The sequence below is a fragment of the Streptomyces stoeckheimensis genome (assembly GCF_045822005.1).
GTDB lineage: Bacteria > Actinomycetota > Actinomycetes > Streptomycetales > Streptomycetaceae > Streptomyces > Streptomyces stoeckheimensis.
On sequence record NZ_CP169550.1, the window covers coordinates 7,350,457 to 7,374,465 of the forward strand.

24 protein-coding genes and 1 riboswitch are annotated in these 24,009 nt (G+C 72.1%); of the genes, 17 read left to right on the forward strand and 7 right to left on the reverse strand.

Annotated features, from left to right (window positions below):
• Positions 1–77: 77 nt before the first annotated feature.
• The gene (locus ACE1OC_RS33380) at positions 78–2,447 is read right to left on the reverse strand and encodes a chitinase C-terminal domain-containing protein (protein WP_407840100.1); all 2,370 of its coding nucleotides are present in this window, start codon (positions 2,445–2,447) and stop codon (positions 78–80) included.
• A gap of 374 nt (positions 2,448–2,821) precedes the next feature.
• A riboswitch (FMN riboswitch) is annotated at positions 2,822–2,952 on the forward strand.
• Between the two features lie 152 nt (positions 2,953–3,104).
• Here ACE1OC_RS33380 and ribD point away from each other — a divergent pair.
• The 11 genes from ribD to ACE1OC_RS33435 all read left to right on the forward strand — a co-directional run bounded on the left by ribD (position 3,105) and on the right by ACE1OC_RS33435 (position 12,510).
• The gene (gene ribD / locus ACE1OC_RS33385; protein ID WP_407840101.1) at positions 3,105–4,271 is read left to right on the forward strand and encodes a bifunctional diaminohydroxyphosphoribosylaminopyrimidine deaminase/5-amino-6-(5-phosphoribosylamino)uracil reductase RibD; all 1,167 of its coding nucleotides are present in this window, start codon (positions 3,105–3,107) and stop codon (positions 4,269–4,271) included.
• Positions 4,272–4,895, forward strand: coding sequence for a riboflavin synthase (locus ACE1OC_RS33390; protein ID WP_407840102.1), 624 nt, complete (start codon positions 4,272–4,274; stop codon positions 4,893–4,895).
• Positions 4,892–5,545, forward strand: coding sequence for a nicotinamide mononucleotide transporter family protein (locus tag ACE1OC_RS33395; protein WP_407840103.1), 654 nt, complete (start codon positions 4,892–4,894; stop codon positions 5,543–5,545). Before ACE1OC_RS33390 ends, ACE1OC_RS33395 begins: the two co-directional genes overlap by 4 nt.
• A complete protein-coding gene (locus ACE1OC_RS33400) occupies positions 5,542–6,840 on the forward strand; it encodes a bifunctional 3,4-dihydroxy-2-butanone-4-phosphate synthase/GTP cyclohydrolase II (protein ID WP_407840104.1) in 1,299 nt (432 codons plus the stop codon). Before ACE1OC_RS33395 ends, ACE1OC_RS33400 begins: the two co-directional genes overlap by 4 nt.
• A 118-nt stretch (positions 6,841–6,958) precedes the next feature.
• Complete coding sequence (gene ribH / locus ACE1OC_RS33405) at positions 6,959–7,456, forward strand: 6,7-dimethyl-8-ribityllumazine synthase (protein ID WP_250741527.1); 498 nt, start codon at positions 6,959–6,961, stop codon at positions 7,454–7,456.
• 46 nt (positions 7,457–7,502) lie between these two features.
• Positions 7,503–7,784, forward strand: a complete 282-nt coding sequence (locus tag ACE1OC_RS33410; protein WP_250741528.1) for a phosphoribosyl-ATP diphosphatase — start codon at positions 7,503–7,505, stop codon at positions 7,782–7,784.
• A 121-nt stretch (positions 7,785–7,905) separates the two neighbouring features.
• A complete protein-coding gene (gene hisG, locus ACE1OC_RS33415) occupies positions 7,906–8,754 on the forward strand; it encodes an ATP phosphoribosyltransferase (protein ID WP_250741529.1) in 849 nt (282 codons plus the stop codon).
• Positions 8,755–8,838: 84 nt separating this feature from the next.
• Positions 8,839–9,303, forward strand: a complete 465-nt coding sequence (locus ACE1OC_RS33420) for a PH domain-containing protein (RefSeq protein WP_407840105.1) — start codon at positions 8,839–8,841, stop codon at positions 9,301–9,303.
• A gap of 200 nt (positions 9,304–9,503) precedes the next feature.
• Positions 9,504–10,913, forward strand: coding sequence for a hemolysin family protein (locus tag ACE1OC_RS33425; protein ID WP_407840106.1), 1,410 nt, complete (start codon positions 9,504–9,506; stop codon positions 10,911–10,913).
• Complete coding sequence (locus tag ACE1OC_RS33430) at positions 10,910–11,989, forward strand: hemolysin family protein (protein WP_407840107.1); 1,080 nt, start codon at positions 10,910–10,912, stop codon at positions 11,987–11,989. Before ACE1OC_RS33425 ends, ACE1OC_RS33430 begins: the two co-directional genes overlap by 4 nt.
• A gap of 86 nt (positions 11,990–12,075) precedes the next feature.
• Positions 12,076–12,510 carry a hypothetical protein gene (locus ACE1OC_RS33435; protein WP_407840108.1) on the forward strand — a complete coding sequence of 145 codons (435 nt, stop codon included), beginning with the start codon at positions 12,076–12,078 and terminating at the stop codon, positions 12,508–12,510.
• Positions 12,511–12,517: 7 nt separating this feature from the next.
• Here the strand turns inward: ACE1OC_RS33435 and ACE1OC_RS33440 are convergent, their stop codons facing one another.
• Entirely contained in the window at positions 12,518–14,470 is a 1,953-nt protein-coding gene (locus tag ACE1OC_RS33440; RefSeq protein WP_407840109.1) for an AAA family ATPase, read from the reverse strand.
• A 401-nt stretch (positions 14,471–14,871) separates the two neighbouring features.
• Complete coding sequence (locus ACE1OC_RS33445) at positions 14,872–15,516, reverse strand: uridine kinase family protein (RefSeq protein ID WP_407840110.1); 645 nt, start codon at positions 15,514–15,516, stop codon at positions 14,872–14,874.
• Positions 15,517–15,900: 384 nt separating this feature from the next.
• Here ACE1OC_RS33445 and ACE1OC_RS33450 point away from each other — a divergent pair, with 384 nt between their 5' ends.
• The 3 genes from ACE1OC_RS33450 (at position 15,901) to ACE1OC_RS33460 (ending at position 18,117) form a co-directional block, all read left to right on the forward strand.
• Complete coding sequence (locus ACE1OC_RS33450) at positions 15,901–17,334, forward strand: peptidase C39 family protein (RefSeq protein ID WP_407840111.1); 1,434 nt, start codon at positions 15,901–15,903, stop codon at positions 17,332–17,334.
• 85 nt (positions 17,335–17,419) lie between these two features.
• Positions 17,420–17,845: an SPW repeat protein gene (locus tag ACE1OC_RS33455; protein WP_382969758.1), complete on the forward strand. Its 426-nt coding sequence runs from the start codon at positions 17,420–17,422 to the stop codon at positions 17,843–17,845.
• 119 nt (positions 17,846–17,964) lie between these two features.
• Positions 17,965–18,117, forward strand: a complete 153-nt coding sequence (locus ACE1OC_RS33460; RefSeq protein WP_407840112.1) for an SCO1431 family membrane protein — start codon at positions 17,965–17,967, stop codon at positions 18,115–18,117.
• On the opposite strand, the gene ACE1OC_RS33465 is transcribed toward ACE1OC_RS33460, so the two are convergent.
• From ACE1OC_RS33465 to ACE1OC_RS33475, 3 genes are read right to left on the reverse strand one after another with little or no spacing between them, the layout of a single operon-like run.
• A complete protein-coding gene (locus ACE1OC_RS33465) occupies positions 18,092–19,060 on the reverse strand; it encodes a hypothetical protein (protein ID WP_407840113.1) in 969 nt (322 codons plus the stop codon). The two genes, ACE1OC_RS33460 and ACE1OC_RS33465, sit on opposite strands and share 26 nt — an antisense overlap.
• Positions 19,057–20,019 (reverse strand): DUF6114 domain-containing protein, encoded by a 963-nt coding sequence (locus ACE1OC_RS33470; RefSeq protein WP_407840114.1) that lies wholly within the window; start codon positions 20,017–20,019, stop codon positions 19,057–19,059. Before ACE1OC_RS33470 ends, ACE1OC_RS33465 begins: the two co-directional genes overlap by 4 nt.
• The gene (locus ACE1OC_RS33475) at positions 20,010–20,558 is read right to left on the reverse strand and encodes a DUF6230 family protein (RefSeq protein ID WP_407841760.1); all 549 of its coding nucleotides are present in this window, start codon (positions 20,556–20,558) and stop codon (positions 20,010–20,012) included. The genes ACE1OC_RS33470 and ACE1OC_RS33475 overlap by 10 nt, the downstream gene beginning before the upstream one ends.
• A 206-nt stretch (positions 20,559–20,764) precedes the next feature.
• Between ACE1OC_RS33475 and ACE1OC_RS33480 the strand changes: the two genes are divergently transcribed.
• The 3 genes from ACE1OC_RS33480 to ACE1OC_RS33490 all read left to right on the forward strand — a co-directional run bounded on the left by ACE1OC_RS33480 (position 20,765) and on the right by ACE1OC_RS33490 (position 23,270).
• Positions 20,765–21,529, forward strand: coding sequence for a TetR/AcrR family transcriptional regulator (locus ACE1OC_RS33480; protein ID WP_407840115.1), 765 nt, complete (start codon positions 20,765–20,767; stop codon positions 21,527–21,529).
• Positions 21,530–21,672: 143 nt separating this feature from the next.
• Positions 21,673–22,842 (forward strand): acyl-CoA dehydrogenase family protein, encoded by a 1,170-nt coding sequence (locus ACE1OC_RS33485; protein WP_407840116.1) that lies wholly within the window; start codon positions 21,673–21,675, stop codon positions 22,840–22,842.
• Positions 22,839–23,270 (forward strand): GNAT family N-acetyltransferase, encoded by a 432-nt coding sequence (locus ACE1OC_RS33490; RefSeq protein WP_407840117.1) that lies wholly within the window; start codon positions 22,839–22,841, stop codon positions 23,268–23,270. The genes ACE1OC_RS33485 and ACE1OC_RS33490 overlap by 4 nt, the downstream gene beginning before the upstream one ends.
• Positions 23,271–23,274: 4 nt before the next feature.
• On the opposite strand, the gene ACE1OC_RS33495 is transcribed toward ACE1OC_RS33490, so the two are convergent.
• Positions 23,275–23,490: a hypothetical protein gene (locus ACE1OC_RS33495; protein ID WP_407840118.1), complete on the reverse strand. Its 216-nt coding sequence runs from the start codon at positions 23,488–23,490 to the stop codon at positions 23,275–23,277.
• Positions 23,491–24,009: the final 519 nt, after the last annotated feature.

Genomic DNA, 24,009 nt, shown 5'->3' on the forward strand with positions numbered 1-24,009 from the left:
GGGGAACGCGAAGACCCGGTGGCCGCCGGGCCACCGGGTCCTCACGTCACTTCACCTGCGCGGTCACCCCGGGGGTGTCAGCAGGCGCCCTGGTCCTTCCAGACGCCCCACTCGCCGGTGGTGCCGGGCTCCTCGTTCTGCGTCCACCACTGGGCCTTCCAGTTGCGGCCCTTGTGGGAGACGACCGTTCCGCCCGTGTACACGTTGCCGGCGACGTACGCCGGGTTGGTGCAGGTGCCGCCCGGAGGTGTGGTCGGGGGCGTGGTCGGCGGGGTCGTCGGAGGTGTGGTCGGGGGAGTCGTCGGCGGGGTGGTGGGCGGCGTGGTGCTGCCCGGCTGGACCACCGTCGTGCCGCGCGCCAGGTCACCGGCGAGCGCGTACGTCGTGCCGGAGATGTTCACCGTCCAGTTGGAGGGCGTCGAGACCGGCAGGTAGTAGTTGAAGGCCAGGTCGACCGAGGCGCCCGGGGCGAGCGTCTGCCACGCCGGGAGCTTCAGCGAGACCCGGTGGAAGTCGCCCTTCAGACCGCCGACGTTGCTGCCGGTGTGGTCGCTCTTGATCACCTTGGTGCCGAAGCCCGACTGGTCGGAGGCGTTGGCCGGAGCCGCCGTCGAGTAGTCGAACTGGAACTCCGTGCCGCCCGGAAGCGTGGCGTTCGTGTTGTTGGTGATCTTGAGCTTCGGGGTGATCGGGTAGTTGGAGTCGCCGAGCTTGAACTCGTTGAACTCCGTCTTGATGTCCACGGCCTGGGTCGGCAGCGCGGTGTTGGACTTCTTGGCGCCGTACGGGGTGGCCGCCTTGAACTTGTCGTACATCACGGAGGTCAGCGTGTCGCCGATCTCGTACTGGCCCTTCGCGGCGTTCCAGCCGTAGTCGCCGGCCATCTCCCAGACCATGGTGCCGCCGATGCCGCGGTCGATCACGTAGTCGGCCTTGGCCGCCACCGACTGCTCGTCCTCCGTGGAGAGGAAGACCTTCTTCTGGGCGTTCCACAGCCACGGGGCGACCAGGTTCGCGTCGTACTTGCGGACGTAGGTGCCGGTCAGCGTGGTGTTCGCGGGGAAGCCGTACTTGGTGACGTAGTCGCCGACGATCCCCTTCTCGAGGTTCTTGGCGTGCCACATCGGGTTGGAACCGGCGGGGGACTCGACCCCGTTGGTGTCCTTGTCGTGCCACAGGTTGTCGATGCCGACCGCGCCGTCGCCGCACTTGGTCAGACCCGCGCCGGCCGGGCAGGTGGTCGCCGAAGCCTTGCCCCACAGGCCGTCGGTGCCGCCCTGGACGTTCTTGAAGCCGCGGGTGTAGTAGGGCAGGCCGATGTTGATGCGGCCGGCCGGCATGGAGCCGCGGAAGTAGTGGTAGGCCCAGTCGGTGTTGAGGTAACCGATGCCCCCGTACTGCGAGCTGCCGTAGACGTTGGCGGCCGCCAGCTCGGCGTCCTTGCCGTCGTCGAAGAGCGAGGCGTTGGGACCGACGTACTCGTTCCAGGCGCCGTGCAGGTCGTAGGACATGATGTTGACGTAGTCCAGATACTTCTGCATCTGGAAGGTCTCCATGCCGCGCAGCAGGTAGCCGGAGGAGGGGGCGGCGACGGTCAGCAGGTAGTGCTTGCCGTCGGCGGCGCCGGCCTTGTCGAGCTTCTCGCGCAGGGACTTCATCAGGACGTCGTAGCCCTGGACCAGTCCGGCCCGGCGGGCGTTGGAGAGCTGCCAGTCCAGCGGGTTGCCCGCGTCCTTCATCGTGGTCGGGTACTCGTAGTCGATGTCGACGCCGTTGAACCCGTACTTGCGGATGAACTCGACCGAGGAGTCCGCGAAGGTGTTGATGCCGGCCGTGTTGACCGAGCCGTCGGCGTTGGTGGCCATCGAGTAGAAGCCGCCCGACGCGACGCGGTTGCCGTCGTCGCCGAAGTAGCCGCCGGTCTCCGCCCAGCCGCCGACCGAGATCAGCGTCTTGACGTTCGGGTACTGCTTCTTGAATTTGTTCAGGAGATTGAAATTGCCCTTGTAAGGGAGGGCGGGGTCCATCTCGGCACCCGCGACGCCCGGCCAGGTCATCCCGGTGGCGGAGTTGTTCGCGTTGTCCGAGCCGACCGAGATCTTGTTGTTGCCGTCGACGTGGGCGAAGGCGTAGTTCAGGTGGGTGACCTTGGACCACGGGATGTTGTGGGGCAGGTAGGCGGGCGTGCCGTCCTTGCCCGTGCGCCAGCCCGTGAAGTAGCCGATGACGCGGCGCTGGTGGTCGGCGCCCATCTTCTCGCGGCCCTCGGCGTCGTAGACCGAGCAGTACGGGACGTCCACGCCCGCGGTCTTGTACAGACCGTCGGGGCGACAGGACTCGTTGTCGGCGGCGTGCGAGACGCCCGTCGAGAGCCCTGCGACCAGAAGCCCGGCGATTGCGGCGCCGGACGTCAGGAGCATGGCCCTCGTCTTGGTGGGGGACAGCATTGTGCCTCCTGGGGAGGGGAGGATGGCAGGACACAACAGGCTGAAACGTGGTGCGTGTGGGCCCGTGACGTGCGCACATCTGACGGGCTGTCTCCCGGGGAAGATGAAGGGAACGTTAAGAGGACTAGACCAACCCGTCAATAGGTCTGGACCAAAGTGCGCGATCCGGCAAGGCCCGGAGCGCGGATTTCGCGGGAGGCGGTCGAGTCGCCCGGGCGGGGCGCCCTGGGGCTCTCCGTGTGCGCATAGGGGAGCGAATCGGCCGAACGGCGCAACGGGCGCGCTCAAAAGCGATCGAATGTGTGACCCAGGCCACATTGACTCACCTGTATGGCCGCCGATCACCCGTGGCACACTGGCTTCAGTACCAGTAGCAGCGCACTCCGGGGTCGGTGTAATTCCGAACCGGCGGTTATAGTCCGCGACCCGTCCGCAGCCAGCGGCCGGTTGACCAGGTGAAATTCCTGGACCGACGGTTAAAGTCCGGATGGGAGGCAGTGCGCGGCGGGCCAGTCACCGGTACGCCGCCGTCGGGCGGTCCATCGGCACATCCCTCGGGACGTGCCGTCGAACGGACCGTTTTTCCGGCCCCGGCGTCCCCGCGTGTGCTACCCGCTTCATCTGTCGTATCCCGACAGGCCCCGGAGTCCGTGCCCGATGAGGCAGGAGGACCCGGTGGCGACACACGCCGCGCACGCAGCACCCGACGCGGGCACCCGCGCCATGCGCCGAGCCATCGAGCTCGCCGCCCGCGGACTCGGCTCCACCAGCCCCAACCCCGTCGTCGGCTGCGTCATCACCGACGCCTCCGGCACCGTCGTGGGCGAAGGCTGGCACGAGCGGGCCGGCGGCCCGCACGCCGAGATCCACGCCCTGAACGCGGCGGGCGCGGCAGCCCGCGGCGGCACCGCCTACGTCACCCTCGAACCCTGCAACCACACCGGTCGTACGGGGCCCTGCGCGCAGGCGCTCATCGCCGCCGGGATCACCCGCGTGGTCTACGCGGTCTCCGACCCGAACCCGCAGGCCAGCGGTGGCGGCGCCACCCTGCGCGCCGCCGGGATCGACACCGCGGCCGGACTGCTCTCCGAGGAGGCCGAGGCGGGCAACGCCGCCTGGCTGACCTCCGTGCGCCTGGGCCGCCCGTACATCCTGTGGAAGTACGCCGCGACCCTCGACGGCCGCATCGCGGCCGCCGACGGCACCAGCCGCTGGATCAGCTCCCCCGAGTCCCGCGCCGACGTCCACCGGCTGCGCGCCGAGTCCGACGCCGTCGTCGTCGGCTCCGGCACCCTGCGCGCCGACGACCCGCACCTCGCCGTACGGGGGATCGACGGCTTCACCGCCGCCGACCAGCCGCTGCGCGTGGTCCTGGACACCCACGCCACGATCCGGCCCACCGCCCGGGTCCTGGACGAGGCCGCGCCCACCCTGATCGTTGTCGCCGAGAACCTCGAAGACACAGCCACCCGCCACCTCGCCGGAGTGGAGCTGGCCCGGCTCCCGTACGACAAGTACGGGATCTCCGTGGACGCCCTGCTGCGCGAGCTGTACGGACGCGGGATCCGCTCCGTCCTCCTCGAAGGCGGCCCCACCCTGGCCGGCGCCTTCGTCGCCGCCGGGGCAGTCGACAAGGTCGTCGGCTACCTCGCCCCCGTCCTCCTCGGCGCGGGCCCCCTCGCCCTCGCCGACGCCGGCATCGGCACCCTCGCCGATGCGCTCCGGCTCCGGATCACCGAAACCGTCCGCATCGGCACGGACATCCGCGTCACCGCCGTCCCCGCGTCGGCCCCCACCGCCCCCACAGCCCTCAAGGAGCACTGAGTGTTCACCGGAATCGTCGAAGAACTGGGCGAGGTCGTCGCCGTCGAGGAGCTCGCCGAAGCCTCCCGCTTCCGCCTGCGCGGCCCGGTCGTCACCGACGACGCCAAGCACGGCGACTCCATCGCCGTGAACGGCGTCTGCCTGACGGTCGTGGAGACCGGTGACGGCGAGTTCACCGCCGACGTCATGCAGGAGACCCTGAACCGCTCCAGCCTCGGCGCCCTCACCCAGGGCTCCCGGGTCAACCTGGAGCGCCCGATGGCGCTCGGCGGACGGCTCGGCGGCCACCTGGTGCAGGGGCACGTGGACGGAACCGGCGAGATCCTCTCGCGGACCCCCTCCGAGCACTGGGAGATCGTCAAGGTCGCCCTCCCGGAGAACCTCTCCCGCTACGTGGTCGAGAAGGGCTCCATCACGGTCGACGGAGTCAGCCTCACCGTGGTCGAGGCCGCCGCCGACTGGTTCACCATCAGCCTCATCCCCACCACCCTCGCGCTGACCACCCTGGGCATCAAGAAGCCCGGCGACCCGGTCAACCTCGAGGTCGACGTCCTGGCGAAGTACGTGGAGCGGCTGCTCGCCGCCGGTGTCGACCCGCTTCACGCTCAGGAGACGGCCCAGTGAGCGCCCTGACCTGGCTCAACACCGAGGCCTTCGAGGTCTTCGGCCAGAAGGTCATCTGGTCCGACATGATCGGCAACCTGATCGGCCTGGGCGCCCTCGCGCTCGGCTGGCGGCGGTCCATATGGACCTGGCCCGCGCAGCTCCTCTCCGGTCTGATCCTCGTCGGCGCCTACGCCTCCGCCCATCTCGCGGGCGGGGTCGGCAAGCAGCTCCTCGTCATCGGAGTGGCCGTGTGGGGCTGGCGCGCCTGGCAGCGCGGCAAGCAGGACGCCCAGGACGGCTCCATCGCCGTCCGCACCGCCTCCTGGAAGGAGCGCGGGCTCCTGCTGGCCGGCGCGGCCGCCGGGACCCTGGCCGTCGGCGGACTGTTCACCCTCTACCCGAGCCTGTCGTGGAGCCCGTGGGCCGACGCCTACATCTTCGTCGGCACCATCGTCGCGATGGTCGCCCAGGCCCGCGGCCTGGTCGAGTTCTGGTTCGCCTGGCTCCTCGTCGACCTGGTCGGCGTCCCCCTCGCCTTCAACAGCGGACTGGCCTTCTCCGGCCTCGTCTACGTCGTGTACTTCGCCCTCGTCGTCTGGGGCGCCTACGACTGGTACCAGCGTTCGCGCACCACCACCGCCCCGGCTCTGGAAGGAGCAACGGCATGACCCCGAACCCTGTCCTGAAGCCCGTGCCCGACGTCGAGCTGGAGACGTTCCGCCTCGACCCCGTCGAGCAGGCCATCCGCGACATCGCGGCCGGCCGTCCCGTGGTCGTCGTCGACGACGAGGACCGCGAGAACGAGGGCGACCTCGTCATCGCGGCCGAGAAGGCCACCCCCGAGATCATCGCGTTCATGATGAGCGAGTGCCGCGGCCTGATCTGCGCCCCGATGGAGGGCGACGAGCTGGAGCGCCTCGAACTCCCGCAGATGGTCCAGCACAACACCGAGTCGATGCAGACCGCCTTCACCGTGTCGGTCGACGCGAGCGGCGCCCACGGCGTCACCACCGGCATCTCCGCCGCCGACCGCGCCACCACCCTGCGGCTGCTGGCCGACGGGGTCTCGGGCCCCGCCGACTTCGTCCGCCCCGGGCACATCTTCCCGCTGCGCGCCAAGCCCGGCGGCGTCCTGGTCCGCAACGGCCACACCGAGGCCGCCGTCGACCTCGCCCGCCTCGCGGGCCTGCGCCCGGCCGGAGCCATCGTGGAGATCGCCGGCGAGGACGGGGTGATGCTGCGACTGCCCGAACTGATCCCCTTCGCCCGCAAGCACGGCCTGACGATCATCTCCATCGAGGACCTGATCGCCTACCGCCGCTCCGCCGAGCCGACCGTGCGTCGCGAGGCCCAGGTCAGCCTGCCGACCGCCTTCGGCCACTTCACCGCGTACGGGTTCCGCTCCACCGTCGACGGCGTCGAGCACGTCGCCCTCGTCCACGGCGAGATCGGCGACGGCGAGGACGTCCTGGTCCGCATGCACTCCGAGTGCCTGACCGGGGACATCTTCCAGTCGCAGCGCTGCGACTGCGGCCCCCAGCTGCACACCGCCATGGAGCGGGTCCAGGCCGCCGGCCGCGGTGTGATCGTCTACCTGCGCGGTCACGAGGGCCGCGGCATCGGTCTGCTGTCCAAGCTGCGCGCGTACGAGCTCCAGGAGCGCGGCCGCGACACCCTCGACGCCAACCTCGAACTGGGTCTGCCGGCCGACGCCCGCGACTACGGGGCCGGCGCCCAGATGCTCGCCGACCTCGGCGTCCACAGCGTCCGGCTGCTGACCAACAACCCCGAGAAGGCGGAAGCCCTCATCAGCCACGGCATCAAGGTTTCCGACCGGGAGCCGATGCCCATGGAGGCGGGCGAGCACAACCTGCGCTACCTCCGCACCAAGCGGGACCGGATGGGCCACGACCTGCCCTGGCTCGAAGGGGCCGTGACCACGTCCGCCTGCGGCAACCAGTAGCAGGCAATCGGTAGCCGGTAGCCGGTAGCGGCAACCGGTAAACCAGTAGCACCATCCCAGAGCACCACCCCACACCACACCACCCCACACCACACGAATCGCACCGAGGAGCAGAGCTGTGAGCGGCAAGGGCGCACCCGAACTGAGCGTGAAGAACTGCGGAGACCTGCGTGTCGCAGTGATCGCGGCCCAGTGGCACGAGAAGGTCATGGACGGCCTGGTGGACGGCGCCCTGCGGGCCCTGCACGAGCTGGGGATCGACGAGCCCACCCTGCTGCGCGTCCCGGGCAGCTTCGAGCTCCCGGTCGTGGCGAAGGTGCTGGCCGGTCGCGGTTACGATGCCATCGTCGCCCTCGGCGTGGTCATCCGCGGCGGCACCCCGCACTTCGACTACGTCTGCCAGGGCGTCACCCAGGGCCTGGTACAGGTGTCGATCGACACCGGAGTCCCCGTCGGCTTCGGCGTACTGACCTGCGACAACGACGAGCAGGCGCTGGACCGCGCCGGACTCGAGGGGTCGAACGAGGACAAGGGGCACGAAGCGGTCACCGCCGCCGTCTCCACCGCCATGACCCTGCGGACCGTCAGCGAACCCTGGCGCCAGTCCAAGGGGTGAACCCAGGCGCTGGGGCACCGGGGTGAGCCCGTACCCTAGGGACATCATGGCGAACACACCCTCCAAGAGTTTCGAAGAGCTCTTCACCGAGCTCCAGCTCAAGGCCGCCAACGGCGACCCCAGCACCTCCCGTACCGCCGAGCTGGTCGGCAAGGGCGTCCATGCCATCGGCAAGAAGGTCGTCGAGGAGGCCGCCGAGGTCTGGATGGCCGCCGAGTACGAGAGCAAGGAAGCCGCCGCCGAGGAAATCTCCCAGCTGCTCTACCACGTCCAGGTGATGATGGTGGCGCGCGGGATCTCCCTCGACGACGTCTACGCGCACCTCTAAACCGCGGTCCACGGACCCCAGCAGTTCCGCGCGGGCCCCGGCACACACTGCCGGGGCGTCCGCGCGCCCGGTACCCGTACACCAGCACACCCTTTCGCACCTACGCACCAAAGGAAGCCCCATGCTGCGCATCGCCGTCCCCAACAAGGGTTCTCTCTCCGGACCGGCGTCGGCGATGCTCCATGAGGCCGGCTACCGGATGCGCAAGGAGTCCAAGGAGCTCGTGGTCGTCGACCCCGAGAACGAGGTGGAGTTCTTCTACCTCCGGCCCAAGGACATCGCGATCTACGTGTCCTCCGGCAAGCTCGACATCGGCATCACCGGCCGCGACCTGCTGCTCGACTCCGGCGCCAGCGCCGAGGAGATCCTGCCGCTGAACTTCGGCCGCTCCACCTTCCGCTACGCCACCATCCCCGGCACCGCGAAGGGCCCCGAGGACTTCCACGGGATGACCATCGCGACCTCGTACGAGGGAATCGTCGCGAAGCACCTCGCCGACAAGGGCATCGAAGCCTCCGTCGTCCACCTCGACGGCGCGGTCGAGACCGCCATCCAGCTCGGCGTCGCCCAGATCATCGCCGACGTCGTCGAGACCGGCACCAGCCTGCGCAACGCCGGACTGGAGGTCATCGGCGAGCCGATCATGACCTCCGAGGCCGTCGTCATCCGCGGCAACGGCACCGACCCCGAGGACCCCCGGGCCCAGCAGTTCCTGCGCCGCCTCCAGGGCGTCCTGGTCGCCCGCAGCTACGTGATGATGGACTACGACTGCCGCGCCGAGCACCTGGAGCGCGCGGTCGCCCTCACCCCGGGCCTGGAGTCGCCGACCGTCTCCCCGCTGCACAACGAGGGCTGGGTCGCCGTCCGCGCCATGGTCCCCGCCAAGGAGGCCCAGCGGATCATGGACGACCTGTACGAGCTCGGCGCGCGCGCGATCCTCACCACCTCGATCCACGCCTGCCGCCTCTGACGGGTTCGCCGGCACCCCGCCGCGCGGCCGCATCCCTCACCATCGGGCTCATCACCCGGCACCACCCGAAGGCACCTGACGAACATGGCCGACGCCACCGCCCAGCCCGCACCGCCCACCCTGCCGGTCACCTTCCGGCCGACCCGCACCCGGGTCGTCCTGCTGGGCGTGGGCGCCGCCATGTTCCTCACCATCACGACGATCGCCGTGATGCTGGAGCGCCTGGAGCCCGGCGAGCGGATCAGCTTCATCTTCGTCGCCGTCCTGCTCTCCTCGGTCCTCGTCCTGCTCAGCCGCCCCAAGGTGGTCGCCGACGAGGCCGGGGTCACGGTCGTCAACCTCACCACCACCCGCCGCCTGGAGTGGGCGCAGATCCTGCGCGTCAACCTCCGCCCCGGCGACGCCTGGGTGTTCCTCGACCTGAGCGACGGCACCAGCCTGCCCGCCCTGGGCATCCAGCCCGGTGTCGCCAAGGCCCAGGCGATCGCCGACGCCCGCGCCCTGCGCGCCCTGGCCGAAGCCCACGGAACCGGCTCAAAGAACGACTGAGCCCGGCCGACCTCGTCGCTGCGTCCCATTGCGGCGGCGATCTCAATGACTAATCTGGTGTGGGGGCGCGACCGTGCGCCCTCCCACCGGCCCCGGGACCCCGAGGCCCGTGGGCACCTGCGACTCGAGGAGTGACTCCCTCCAGCAATGGACGGATCGTCCGGTAGTACACGCGCCGCCCTCCCCACGGAGGCGGCGGCATGACCATCCCGCTACTTCTGCTCGTGGCGGCATTCGCCCTGATCCTCGCCAACGGTTTCTTCGTGGCAGCCGAATTCGGCCTCGTCACCGTCGAGAGACCCGAGGCCGAACGCGCCGCGGCCGAGGGCGACCGCCGTGCCCGCACGGTCGTCGCAGCCCTGCGAGAGCTGTCCTTCCAGCTCTCCGGCACCCAGCTCGGCATCACCATCACCTCCCTCGTGGTCGGCATGCTCGCCGAGCCCGCCCTCGCCGCCCTGCTGGCCGGGCCGCTCGAAGCGACCGGCCTCCCCAAGGGCGCCGTACCCGGCGCGGCCGTCGTCATCGGCATGCTGCTCGCCTCCGCCGTCCAGATGGTCGTCGGCGAGCTCGTCCCGAAGAACTGGGCCGTCTCCCGGCCGCTCCAGGTGGCCCGTTTCGTGGCCGGCCCGCAGCACGTCTTCTCCCGGGTCTTCCGGCCCGTCATCGCGGGCCTCAACGCCGTCGCCAACCGGCTCGTCCGGGCGCTCGGCGTGGAGCCCACCGACGAGATGGCCTCCGCCCGCACCCCCGGCGAACTGGTCTCCCTGGTCCGCCATTCGGCCCAGGCCGGAGCCCTGGAACAGGACACCGCCGACCTCTTCGTACGGACCCTGTCGCTGGGCGAGCTCACGGCGCAGCTGGTCATGACCCCCCGGGTCAAGGTCAGCGCCCTCCAGCACACGGCCACTGCGGCCGACGTGCTCAACCTGACCCGCGCCACGGGCCTGTCCCGCTTCCCCGTCTACCGCGAGCGCATCGACGAGATCACCGGGGTCGTCCACCTCAAGGACGCCCTCGCCGTGCCCGAGTCCGAGCGCGCCCGCACCAGCGTCAGCGGGATCTGCGTGGCCCCCCTGCTGGTGCCCGGCTCCCTGCCGGTGCAGCCGCTGCTGGAACGGCTGCGCAGCGAACAGCCCATGGCCGTGGTCGTCGACGAGTACGGCGGCACCGCCGGCGTCGTCACCCTGGAGGACATCGTGGAGGAGCTCGTCGGCGAGGTCCGCGACGAGCACGACCTCGCGGAGGACGGCAGCCCCGAACTGGCCGCCGTACCCGCCGAGGACGGCCGCCCCTCCTGGGAGGCCGACGGCAGCTGCCGCGTGCAGACCCTGCGCCGGATAGGCCTGGAGGTCCCCGAAGGACCGTACGAGACCGTCGCCGGGCTCGTCGCCGACCTGCTCGGCCGCATCCCCGCCCCCGGGGACCGCGCCGAACTGCCCGGCTGGAAGCTCTCCGTGCGCCAGGTCCGCCGCTACCGCGCCGAGCGGGTCCGCCTCGTGCGCACCGCTCCCGCGGGCCCCGGCACACCGGGCTCCGACGGGCAGGCCTTCTACGGGTTCGCCCCGGACGCCGCCGCCCCCGCCCAGCTGGCACAGGTGGGTGGCCGGTGAACGCGCTCCAACTGCTGTTCGCCCTGCTCCTCGTCCTGGCCAACGGCTTCTTCGTCGGCGCCGAGTTCGCGCTCGTCTCCGTCCGCCGCAGCCAGATCGAACCCCTGGCCGCCGACTCCAAGCGGGCCCGCCAGGTGCTCCACGGCCTGGAGAACCTGCCGCGCATGATGGCCGCCGCCCAGTTCGGCATCACCATGTGCTCGCTCACCCTCGGCGCCGTGGCCGAACCGACCGTGGCCCGGCTCCTGGAGCCCCTCTTCCACGCCGCCCACGTGCCCGAGGGGCTGATCCATCCGCTGGGCTACGCGGTGGCCCTCACCGCGGTGATCTTCCTCCACCTGGTCATCGGCGAGATGGTCCCCAAGAACCTCGCCATGGCCGCCCCCGAGAAGACGGCCCTGTGGTTCAGCCCCGGACTGGTGGCCTTCGCCCGGCTCTGCGGGCCGGTCACCACGGCCCTCGGCGCCTGCGCCACGCTGATCCTCAGGCTCTTCAAGGTGGAGCCCAAGGACGAGGTCGAGGCCGTCTACACCTCCGCCCAGCTCGGCCGCCTGCTCAAGGACTCCCGGCAGGCCGGTCTGCTGGAACCAGTCGAACAGGAGCGCCTGGAGGACGCGCTGGAACTGGGCAGCCGCCCGGTCACCGACGTCCTCCTCGCCCCGGACCGGCTGGTCACGGTCGGACCGGCCGTCACCCCGCGCCAGATCGAGCAGCTGACGGTCCGCACCGGGTACTCCCGGTTCCCCGTCCGCGCCGACAGCGGTGCCTTCATGGGCTACCTGCACGTGAAGGACGTCCTGGACCTGGAAGACCGGGAACGGGCCGTGCCCCAGCGGGTCTGGCGCCGGATGACCACGGTCTGCTCCACGCTCCCGCTGGACGACGCCCTGACGGTGATGCGCCGCGACGCGACGCACCTGGCGCAGGTGGCCGACCCCTCGGGCAGGGTCCTCGGCCTGGTCGCCATGGAGGACGTACTGGAAACGCTGGTGGGCGAGGTGCGCGACCCCGCGCACCGCACGGCACCGCCCGCCCGCAAGCCCGAACTCCGTTCGGAGGGGGCGCTCACCGGCTGACGCCCGCCGCCGGACCCGTCGCACGACGGGTCCGGCCACGGCGTCGGGCCGCCATACTCGTGAAGAGGCGGCGGGAGGGTGCGTTCATGCGATCCGGTGAACACGACGACGGGGACCCGGACTTCCGGGACACGGCCCGCGAGGTGCTGGACCTGCTGAGGGAGGACCCCGACGCCCCTTCCCCGGTGGCGCGCCGGCTGCGCGAGGTGCTCCTCGACGCGCTGCCGGCCGAACGGGTGGGCGCCGTCGCCGCCTTCGACCGCGACCCCCACGAACCGGCCGCGGCCGTGACCCTCGCATCGGTCGTGCGGGAACGCGCGGCGGCGGACCCGGAGTTCGCGGACCGGGTCCGGGCGCTGCTGCAAGGCAGGCTGGGCGACGGCGGGGCGGACGAGCGGTGGGCCGAGCAGTACGGCGGACGGCCCCTCTGGGCGGGCTGGTTCCTGATCGCCGCGGCCGTCGCCTTCCTGGTCCTCTCCGCCTTCGCGGCCTGCTCCGGCCCGCCGCCGGACATCCCGTAGGCCGTCCTCACAGCGGCGGCGGCTCCGGGCGCTCCTGCGGTCCGCGGCCCGACAGGACCTCCCCGTACGCCTGCATCAGGTCCGCCAGCCGCAGGGTGGACAGATCCTCCCGGGACGGATCACCGGTGAAGCCCGACAGCCGCAGGTCCCGGTACGCGCAGCTCTTCTCGTACAGCGTGCGCAGGAACCGCCCGTTGCCCAGCTCGTCGATCCACCCCTGCTCCACCACGTGCCCGCTGATGCTCCGCAGCTCCTCCAGCGCCTCCTCGTCCCACCGGTCGCCGTTGGCGTCCGCCAGCACCCCGCCGATCGACGTGAGTTCCAGCGGCCGGTAACTGGGGAAGTCCACCCGCGTGGTGAACCGCGAGGACAGGCCCGGATTCGTGGCGAGCAGCCGGTCCATCCCCGCCGGATAGCCCGCGAGGATCACGACCAGGTGGTCGCGGTTGTCCTCCGCCCGCTTCAGGAGCACCTGCAGGGCCTCGTCGCCGTACGCGTCGCCCTTGCTGTAGCCGGAGTTGGAGAGGCTGTACGCCTCGTCCACGAACAGCACCCCGCCGATCGCCGAGTCGATCAGCTCGTTCGCCTTCACCGCGGTCTGCCCGAGGAACTCGCCGACCAGGTCGGCGCGCCCGGCCTCCACCAGATGGTCGCCTCCCAGCAGGCCCAGCGCGTAGAAGACCCGGCCCAGGATCCGCGCCACCGTGGTCTTCCCCGTGCCCGACGGCCCGGAGAAGACGAAGTGCCGTTTCGGCGGCTGCACCGGCAGCCCCTGCCCGGTCCGCAGCCTGGCCATGTGCAGCTGCGCGGAGAGCGCCTTCACCTGCCGTTTGACCGGCTCCAGGCCCACCATCCGCTCCAGCTCCGCGAGCGCCTCGGCCAGCGCCGCCGGATCCGCCGGCCCGGCCGGGAGGTCCACCGGTCCCGGCTGTGCGGGCAGCGAGGCCTTGTGCCGCACCCCGGCCGGCAGACCCGCGCCGGGCCCCGGCGCCCCCGGTCCGTGCCGCGGTTCCGGCGGGTCGGCCGCCGTCAGCGGGTCCGGATCCGGCTGTCCGTCGGCGGCGATCCCCTGGACCGGACCGCCGCCGCCCAGTGCCACCGCCGCGAAGTCACCGCCCGACGGGGCCGGTCCTTGCCCGCCGAAGGCCTCGTAGCCCGCGCCGCTCGCGTACCCGGCCAGGCCGTCGGCGTCCTCACTGTCCTCGATCGCCGTCAGCCGGGCCGCCGTGTCCATGAACGCCGGGTCCACCCGGTGCACCGCCCGGTACAGCGGCAGGGCCGCCGCGCTGCGCCCGGTCCCCTCGTGCGCCCGCGCCAGCCAGTACCGCAGCTCCTTGCGCTGGGGCTGCTCGCTGCGGCAGCGCATCAACGAGGCCGCCAGCAGCGGCTCGGCCTGCCCGTACATCTCCAGCCGGACCCGGGCCATCCCGCCGAACAGGCCCGCCTCGATGCCCAGGAGCGGATCGTCGACCAGCGATTCGGTGGAGCGCACCAACTGCTCCCAGTCCTTGACCAGGTACGCCCGGCAGGCGTGCAGGAAGCGCACCTGGGGGTCGGTGTCCACGGGCGGCAGGGCCGCCAGCGCCTGGTCCAGCTCGGGGACGTGGCGCCCGTCCAGCCAGTGCGAGGCGTGCGCCAGCAGCAGGTCCCGCCGGGTCTCCAGCACCGGCTGCACCCACCAGCCCAGCCAGTACCAGGAGTTCAGCGTCCGCCGGTGGCGGGCCCGCTGCTCCCCGAACCGGTCCCGGTGGGCGTACATGCGCAATAACGCGTTGGTGGTGTCGACGCGGAGCGCGTGCAGACCCAGCCAGGCATCGGCCATCCCGGGATCGAGTCGTACGGCCGCCCGGAACTCCTCCTCGGCCTGCGGATAGGCGCCCATCGTGCAGGCGTCCACTCCTCGCAGCCAGGCGAGTTCGGCCGGGGCGTGCGCGCTGCTTCCGTGCGCGGCGAAGTCCATCACATCCCCCACAAGCCTGCCCCCGTGGTGCCCAGCAACCCCCGCGATGCATCCGCGAGTTGTTCCTGCGCCGATGAAATCAGGGGTGCATCGTACCTGCGGTTACGCACCTTACGTAGGGTGCGTCGAAGACCTGCCGGGCGCGGATCAGGACGGTCCACGGTGACGCAGGGTGAGAAAACGGCCGGGATGTGCCCTGTGCGACGCCGCGACGGAAGAGTGCCGGACGGGGATGCGCGGGGGATCGGGGGACAGAACGAAGCCCCCGATCACGGGGGAACAATCGGGGGCTTCGTGTCCGCGGCGGCCGGTGAGGGCCGCTTCTTCAGAACGTAAGGCCGTCCCGGCCCCCGGGTCAAGCGGCCGGGAGGCACCCGCGGAGAGGGCCTTTCGCCGGCCCTTCAGGCCTGGGGGGCCTCGTCACCCTCAGTCACGCAAGCGCCGGTTTCCGCCGCCCCGGTCGCCCCGGAAGTCCACTCGTATCCCGTACTGCTCTGCCGCACCAGCGTGTCGGCGAAGGGGCGCGAAGGATCATCCGAGAAGTGCGCGAGCTCCGCGCGCTCCCATCCGTCCCAGAAGTCGGAAAGTTCGCGCCCGTCCCGGTTGCGCCCGCGCCCCCAGGACTTCGCACGCGGAGTCTCCATCCACAGCAGCCGCGCCAGGTACGGGCGCAGGGCGCGCCGCCCGGCACCGACCCCCTCGACGAGCAGCACCGGACCGGGCTCCAGCGCCCGCTCCGGCCCGAACCGCCGCTCGACCCAGTCGTACGGGGCCCAGTGCGCGGCCCGCCCCGCGGCGAGCGGCTCCAGCACCTGCGCGCGCAGCCGCCCCACCCAGCCGAACAGCTCCTCATGGGTGGCCACATCGTCCAGCCGCAACACGGGAACCCCACCCAGCGCCTCGGCGAGCGCCCCCGCGAAGGTGCTCTTGCCGGACCCGGCGTGCCCGTCGATCCCGATCACCCGGACCGGCCCGAGGGAGGGCGGCAGCGCGGCGATCTCGCGCGCGAGCGGCCGAAGCGAGGGAAGTGACAGCTGGGTCTCCACGCCCCCAGCGTATGGCCTCGGCCGCGCCCCGATCCCGCAGCCGAGGCCGCGACCTGTGCCGCTGCGCGGGGCGGAGTTCCCCTACCCGCCCTTCGCCCGTTCCCCGCGCCTCAAACGCCGGCCACATCCAGCCCCTCCGGCGTTTGAGGACCGGGGGTCCGGGGGCCGGCCCCCGGGAACGGTGCCGCACCCGCGAACGGGTCCGGGCGGAGCCCGGGGAACGGTGGAGGGCGGGCAGGGGACAGCCCCGCAGGGCCCGCCCCGGGGAGCGGGGGCCGCGCCCCGTCACCCCGACACGGCGCCCCGGCTTCACGGCCCCGCACGCGGGAACTGGAAGGGTGGGCGGGAGCCGACCCGCCGCACCGACCCCTGGGGGCCACGCCGATGACCGCACCCACACCCCGCCGCGCCCTACTGGCGGTAGCCCTGGCGGCAGCCACCGCCGCCACCGTCCCCGGCGGCCGAGCCTCCGCGGCCGAGCCGAAGCCCGCCACCGGCGGCCCCGGGCAGGCCACCCCGGCCACCCCGCCCCCGGCCGGAGCCGCCGCCGGATCCGCCTCCGAGGCCGCCGCCGGAGCCACCCGCAAGACGGTGGACAACCGCTTCTGGTACTCGTACGCCCACTGGACCGCCGGCCGGCACCAGGGCACCACCGCCATCGGCGGCGCCCGCCCCGGCCTGGAGATCAAGACCCCGACGGGCCGCACCGAGTACACGGACCCGCACACCGCCAAGAAGAGCACCTGGGAGTACGCCACCTGGACCTCCCCGGTCCACACCTCGACCGTCCCCGCCACCGAGGCCATCGCCTCCTGGAACGCCCGCACCCCGGCCGGCACCTGGATCCAGGCCGAACTGCGCGGCACCTACACCGACGGCGCCGCCACCCCCTGGTACGTGATGGGCCGCTGGGCCTCCGGCGACGGGGACATCCGGCGCACCTCCGTGGACGGGCAGACCGACGGCAAGTCCACCGTCTGGACCGACACCCTGGCCGTGGACGCCCCCGCGAGCGGGCTGCGGATCAAGGACTGGCGGCTGCGCCTGACCCTGTACCGCAAGCCCGGTGCGAGCCGCGGCCCCACGGTGTGGCTGGCCGGCGCCATGGCCTCGGACGTCCCCGACCGGTTCTCCGTCCCGGCCTCCACCGCCGCCGGCGGGGCCCACGAGCTGAAGGTGCCGAGGTACTCGCAGGAGACGCACGCCGGCCAGTACCCCGAGTACGACAACGGCGGCGAGGCCTGGTGCAGCCCCACCTCCTCGCAGATGATCATCGAGTTCTGGGGCCGCAGGGCCAGCGCCTCCTCCGTGGCCTGGGTGAAGAAGGACTACGCGGACCCCCAGGTCTGCCACGCCGCCCGCTCCACCTACGACGCCGCCTACAAGGGCTGCGGCAACTGGCCCTTCAACGCCGCCTACGCCGCCACCTACCGGCAGATGGCCGGCGTCGTCACCCGACTCGGCTCCCTCGCGGACCTGGAGACCCTGGTGCGGGCCGGAGTCCCGGTCATCACCTCGCAGTCCTTCACGGCCGAGGAGCTCACGGGCGCGGGCTACGGCACGGCCGGCCACCTGATGACCGTCATCGGCTTCACCGCCGCGGGCGACGTGATCGCCAACGACCCGAACTCGGCCGACAACACGGCCGTGCGCCGTGTCTACGCGCGCCGCCAGTTCGAGAACAACTGGCTCCGGACCAAGCGTCACAACGCGGCCGGCAAGGTCGTCTCCGGCACCGGAGGCGTCTGCTACCTCTACGGTCCGATCCGGCCCAACCCGGCCCAGGTCCTCGCGCTGCGGGCGGTCGGCGTGCTCTGAGATTTTCGCGTTGACCCGAATGGCATGTAAGTGGAACATAAAGGGCAAAAGGGCAATAGGAGCTTCTCATAGGAGGCAGCCCGCCATGACCACTCAACCGAGAATCGAACACCACCCCGACCTCGCTGAGATGCGCTCGCGGTTCGAGCGGGTCACCAGCACTCCAAGTGCCCAGATCGTCGAGGCGCTGGCCCTGATGACGGGCCTGTACATCGCCGCCTCGCCGTGGATCGCCGGATTCAGCGGGCTCAGCTCGCTGGCGATCAACAACCTGATCGCGGGCCTGGCCTACTGTCTGTGCATGAGCGGACTCGGCTCCGCCTACGAACGCACCCACGCCATGGCCTGGACCGCGGTCGGTCTCGCCGCCTGGACGATCGTCGCGCCCTTCGTCATCTCCGGCGACGTCAGCACCACCCGCACGGTGTGGAGCAACGTCCTCGCCGGCGGTATCGCCCTGTGCCTGGCCCTGGCCATGGCGGGCATGGCGGGCCGCGACCGCACCACCTGATCGGGTACGCACGACCCCTCGCGCCCCCGGTCCGCACCACGCGGCCGGGGGCGTGAGACATGCCACCCGTGACCATCGTCTCTACCGCGAGGGCCGCCTCCGCTGTCACATTGGAGGGCATGACCGCACACAGCGCCGCCCCGACCGCCCGCAACCTGGTCCGCACCGGCGGACCCGAGGACGATTCCTCCTCCTGGCTGGAGCACGTGCTCGGCTGGACCCTGGTCGTGGTCGTGGCCATGTTCGTCACCCAGGTCGGCTGGTTCTTCTAACCTCCGGCTCGGCCTCGGCCCCCGCCCCGGCCTCCGCCTCGGCCCCCGCCGCGGCCTCCGCCTCGGCCTCCGCCCCGGCCTCCGGCTCCACCCGCCAGTGCCGGTCCGGAACGCCCACCAGCCCGTACAGCGCCCGTACGGGCGAGCGGGCCGGCAGCAGCACCACCCCGGCCACCAGGGCGAACACCCCGATCCCGGCCCACCAGCCGAGCAGCCGGACGAGGACGCTCGCGCCCAGCGCTCCCGCGAACGGCAGCCCGTAGACCCCCGCCCCGGCGATCGCCACCGCGATCACCCTGGGCACCTTGAGGTCCGCCGCGGCGCCCGGCAGCCGCCAGCCCTCCACCAGCCAGCCGATCTCGGCCAGCAGCATCGTGCCGATGACGGCCGTCCCGAAGATCAGCACGGCCAGGAAGGTGCCCGAGGTCGCGAAGGCCAGGACGCCGTTCGCCACGCCTTCCGCAGGCCAGTCGGCGAAGGCCCGCGGATCGGCGCTCAGCAGCCGCTCGTACCCCGTGCCGTCCCACCCGTGGATCAGGGTGAAGAACAGCAGGAAGTACCCGGCGACCGCCTGGAGGTACCCCCAGTAGCCGGCCCCGACCAGGACGAACAGCCGCGCCGCCAGGAACCCGAGCAGCGCGCCGACCACCACCGAGGCCCCGTAGAAGAGCGCGAAGCCGGCCCACACCCCGTCGTGCCCGCGGGCCGCGTGCATCGTCGACCAGGCCGGGTTCTGCCACATCAGGTACGCCCCGGTCGGGGCGGGCAGCAGCGCCGCATAGAGCAGGGTGAGCGCCAGGTACGGATTGGCCGCGCGGCTCCTCGTACGGACCCCCTCGCCCCGGACCGACCGCTCCCACCACTGGAGCTGGCGCCCGGCGGCCACCGCGAAGGTGGCGCCGATGCCGTACGCCCACAGCGGCGCGGCCTGGACGGGGATCACGAGGCCACCAGCCGCAGGTCGTCGGTCTTGATCACGTCGGAGGTGACCAGCGCCTGCTCCGCGCTCACCCGGGTCATGAAGACGAACGGCGGGATGACCGGGGGAGCGGGCAGGCCGTCCGGGCTGAAGGTCACGCACAGCAGCCCCTCGATGCACCCGCTGAACTTGGTCAGGTACAAGGTCACGTCGCCGCTCAGGTCCAGCCTCTTCGCGGCGAGCCCGTACTCCTCGCGGCCGTCACGGCTGCGCAGCTCGTAGTCGGTGAGCGTGGCCGCCCGCATCCGCAGCACCAGCACCTTCAGCGGGCCGTCCACCGTGGGCACGTGGGTGACCCCCGCGAAGGCGAACCCCTGCGGGGCGAAGAGCGCGGTGGTCACGGTCGGGGGAGTGCGCGCCGCCATCGGCGGACCGGCCGGGGCGGCCCTCGCCTCCCCGGTGCCCGCCACCAGCGAGGCGAGCAGCACCACCGGCAGCGCGGCGGCCAGCGTGCGCGGCCCGCTGCCGTCCAGGCTCGGGACGTACGGGCCCTCCCCGCCCGCCTCCGGATCGGGCGCCGGGGTCCAGCCGAAGGCCAGCGCGCTGCCCGCGATGCCGAGCAGCATCCCGACGAGGAAGCCCCCGAGGTTGGTCGCCACGAAGGACAGCACCGAGAGCAGCAGCGCGTGGATCGAGACGTAGGCCCGGGTCTGCGGCAGCAGCCACAGGAACAGGCCGGCGGCGACCAACGCGAGTCCGATCCCGATGGCCGCGATCCCGCCGAGGCCCAGGCTGACCAGCACGGTGAGCGGGGAGAGCGGGACCAGCAGCAGCTCGGTCCCGCCCAGGATCACCAGCAGTCCGCCCCAGAAGGGGCGGGTGCGGCGCCAGGCGCGCAGCCGCCGCCGGGGGCCGGGCAGCGGGAGCCGGCGATCCAGCCACCCGCTGCCCGGCCCGGCGGGCCCGCGCAGGCCTAGAAGCACTTCTTGCCGTCCAGGCTGACGTTCAGCTTCAGGCCCTTGAGGTGGAAGTTGCCGCCGGTCGCCGACCAGGCGTGCGACTTCACGTCCACGACCTCGATGTCCCCGGCCTGGAGGCCGAACTTGCCGGCCTCGCCCTTGATCCCGCCGACCTGGTCGAGGGTGGAGGCGTCGCGGCCGATCTGGGCCGTCCCGAAGACGGCGTCGCCGGCCAGGTCCTCGCCGTCGATGACGAGATTGCTGGCCGTGACGGCGCCGGCCGGGCCGCCCGCGGTCAGCTTGAAGACCACCTTGCCCACCGGGGTGTCCACCTCGGCGGCCTGGCAGATGTCCGTGAGGGTGGCCTCGCCGATGCCGAGCAGCGCGACGGGATGGCCCTTGCCGTCGACGGAGCGGTCCGTCTGCACGTAGGAGGCCAGGCCCTTGCTGCTGAGTTTGGACGAGGAGACCTGGAAGCTCGTCCCCGAGACGGCGAAGGAGGCGGCGAGCGCGCCCTGTGCCATGACCATCGCCATCGCCCCGACCGCGACGACCGCGGGCATCGCGACGGCGGCCGTCTTCTTCCAGTCGACCCGGCCCTCGGGCGACCTTCTCTTCGTGTGCGCCGTGCTCGACGCGCTCGTCCTGCCGTTGCCCATGATGTGTTCCTCCCGTACGTCGTCCGGTGCGCAGGGGGAGTGCAAAGGGGGGTGCACAGGGGTCTGCCATACTGCGGGCTTCCTGTGGCAGTTCGAGGCTAGGGCTGAATTTGAATAATAGTCAACAGCGCGGAACGACCGGGCGTTCGCAGGTTCGGCGGGCCGAACTCATAGCGATCGGGCGGAAGTTGTTCGCCGACACCTCGTACGACGCGCTCTCCATGGACGACATCGCCAAGCACGCGGGCGTGGCCAAGGGGCTCATCTACTACTACTTCAAGAGCAAACGCGGCTACTACCTGGCCATCGTCGAGGACTCGGTGGCCGAGCTCGTGGCCCGAGCCGCGGGCGAGAGCGAACTGCCCAACGCGCAGCGCGTGCGCACCACCATCGACGGCTACCTGTACTACGCCGAGCACAACCAGGCCGCCTACCGCACCATCGTCACCGGAGGCGTCGGCTCGGACTCCGAGGTCCTCGCCATCCGCGACGCCGTCCGCGAGGAACTCATCGCGACCATCGCGGAAGGCGCGTACGGCCGCCGCGAGATCCCGCCGATCGCCCGGCTGGCCCTGGTCGGCTGGCTGGCGGGCGTCGAGGGCAGCACCCTCGACTGGATCGGCCCGGCGGACGCCCCGGCGCAGGTCCCGGCGCAGGCCCAGGCGGACGCGGCGGCAGACGCTCCCGGCCATCCCGGCCATCCCGGCCGTCCTGACCATTCCGGCCGGCCTGACCACCCGGATCGGGCCGAGTTCGGCGCCTTGCTGGTGCGCACGCTGCGCGCGACCCTGACGGTGATCGAGGAGTTCGTCCCGGAGTACCCGGCCCCGCCCGTCCCCGAGGAGGATCTTGTACCCGTGACGGGAAGCCCCTGATCGGGCATACTCAACCGCCGCAGCCCCTTGAACTGGACCTTCCCGCGATCCGGGAGGGCACCATCGGCTGTGAGCCCCGAGACCCGGCGACGCGTACCACCCTCACGCGCCGCCCCGTGCTTGAACGTGAGGAGAGCGCCGCCATGACCGACCGCGCGCCGCAGGTGGACCGATCGCTGCCCACCGAGGAGTCCCGAGACCTGCTCGCGCTCGTACGCGAGATCGCGCAGCGGGAGATCCGCCCCCGGGCCGCCGAGGAGGAGGATGCCGGCCGCTTCCCCCGGGAGGTCTTCGCGCTGCTCTCCGAGTCCGGTCTGCTGGGGCTCCCGTACGCCGGCGAGTTCGGCGGCGGCGACCAGCCGTACGAGGTCTACCTCCAGGTGCTGGAGGAGCTGGCCGCGGCCCGCCTGACCGTCGGGCTGGGCGTCAGCGTGCACTCGCTGGCCTGCCACGGCCTGGCCGGCTACGGAACCAAGGAGCAGCAGGGCGCCCACCTGCCCGCCATGCTCGGCGGCGGGCTGCTCGGCGCGTACTGCCTCTCCGAGCCGGCCTCCGGCTCGGACGCGGCCTCCCTGACCACCAAGGCGGTCCGGGACGGCGACGACTGGGTGATCAGCGGCACGAAGGCCTGGATCACCCACGGCGGGGTCGCCGACTTCTACACGGTGCTGGCCCGCACGGGCGTGGACGGCCCGAAGGGCATCACCGCCTTCCTGGTCCCGGGTGACGTGGAAGGCCTCACGGCGGCGGTCCCCGAGAAGAAGATGGGCATGAAGGGCTCGCCCACCGCCCAGCTGCACTTCGACGGCGTACGGGTCCCCGACACGCGCCGCATCGGCGAGGAGGGCCAGGGCTTCACCATCGCCCTGGCCGCCCTGGACGCGGGCCGCCTCGGCATCGCCGCCTGCGCGATCGGCGTGGCCCAGGCCGCGCTCGACGAGGCCCTGGCGTACGCCCTGGACCGCAAGCAGTTCGGGCACCCCATCGCGGACTTCCAGGGCCTGCGGTTCATGCTGGCCGACATGGCCACGAAGATCGAGGCCGGCCGGTCCCTCTACCTCGCGGCGGCGCGGCTGCGGGACGCGGGCAAGCCCTTCTCCCGCCAGGCGGCGATGGCCAAGCTCTTCTGCACCGACGCGGCGATGGCCGTCACGACGGACGCGGTCCAGGTCCTGGGCGGCTACGGCTACACGGCGGACTTCCCGGTCGAGCGGCTCATGCGCGAAGCGAAGGTCCTCCAGATCGTGGAAGGCACGAACCAGATCCAGCGCATGGTGATCGCCCGCCACCTGGCAGGCCCGGAATCGCGGTGACCGGTCGGCCCGGGGAGGAATCGACCGCGGGGGAGTCGCAGGCCGGGGCGGAGCTGACCGTACGGGAGCCCCTGACCGACCCCGAGCTGAACGGACTGTTCTCCGCGTCCTGGCCCGGGCACCGGGACACGTCCTTCGCGCCGGTCCTGGCCCGCAGCCTGAGCTGGGTCGCGGCGCGCAGGGCAGGGCGGCTGGTCGGCTACGTCAACGTGGCCTGGGACGGGGGCGCGCACGCCTTCGTACTGGACACCACGGTGCACCCGGACGAGCGCCGCCACGGGCTCGGGGTGCGCCTGGTCCGGGCTGCCGCCGAGGCGGCCCGGGGCGCGGGCGCGCAGTGGCTGCACGTGGACTACGAACCGCACCTCGGCGAGTTCTACGCCCGGTGCGGTTTCCGGCCGACGGCGGCGGGCCTGCTCGCGCTGTGAGGGGTCAGCCGCCGAAGAGGGGGCCCGTCGGCCAGATGGGGGAGGAGGCGATCCGGGACCACTCCGGATCGCGCTGCCCCGGCAGGGTCCGGCCGTCCTCCTCCCAGCGGGTGAGCAGAGCGCGGTAGATGGGCGGGTCGGGGGCCTGCCGAACCGATTCTTCGTGCCCGGCGGCAGGCGCCCGCCGTCGGCGCCCCACCTTCGGCGTGGAAGTCTCCATCGTGGTCATACCGGGCCAACGCGCCACCGGACCCACGGGTAACCCCGCCCATCCGTTCGACCTGTCCCCACGGGCCGCCGCCTTGCGAGCCGAAGCCGCCCAGGATCAGCCCCTCCGGCGTTTGAAGAGCGGGGGTCCGGGGGCTGGCCCCCGGCAACGGCGCCGCACGGGGTCCGGGCGGAGCCCGGTACCCCTTCCCAGCCCGTCCGGCGCTTGAGGACCGGGTCAGGGCGGAGCCCTGGGAGCGGTGGAAGGGCGGGTAGGGGACAGCCCCGCAGGGCCCCACCCAGACCCCGCCGACACAGCGCGCCCCCATGAGCGCGCACGGATCCGGTGCCAACCGGGCAGCGCTCCGGGGAGCCTCCCCGGGCAGGCGCAGCCGGTCCGCCGGGGGCCAACCCCGGGGAACCCGCCGCCCCCCGGGAGGCCCCGCCCACCCCGTCGAAGGCCCGCCCGAACCGGGCCCCCGCACGGTGTGTCTCCCTGCCAGTCTGTGCCACAACCCTGTTCCCCACCCGG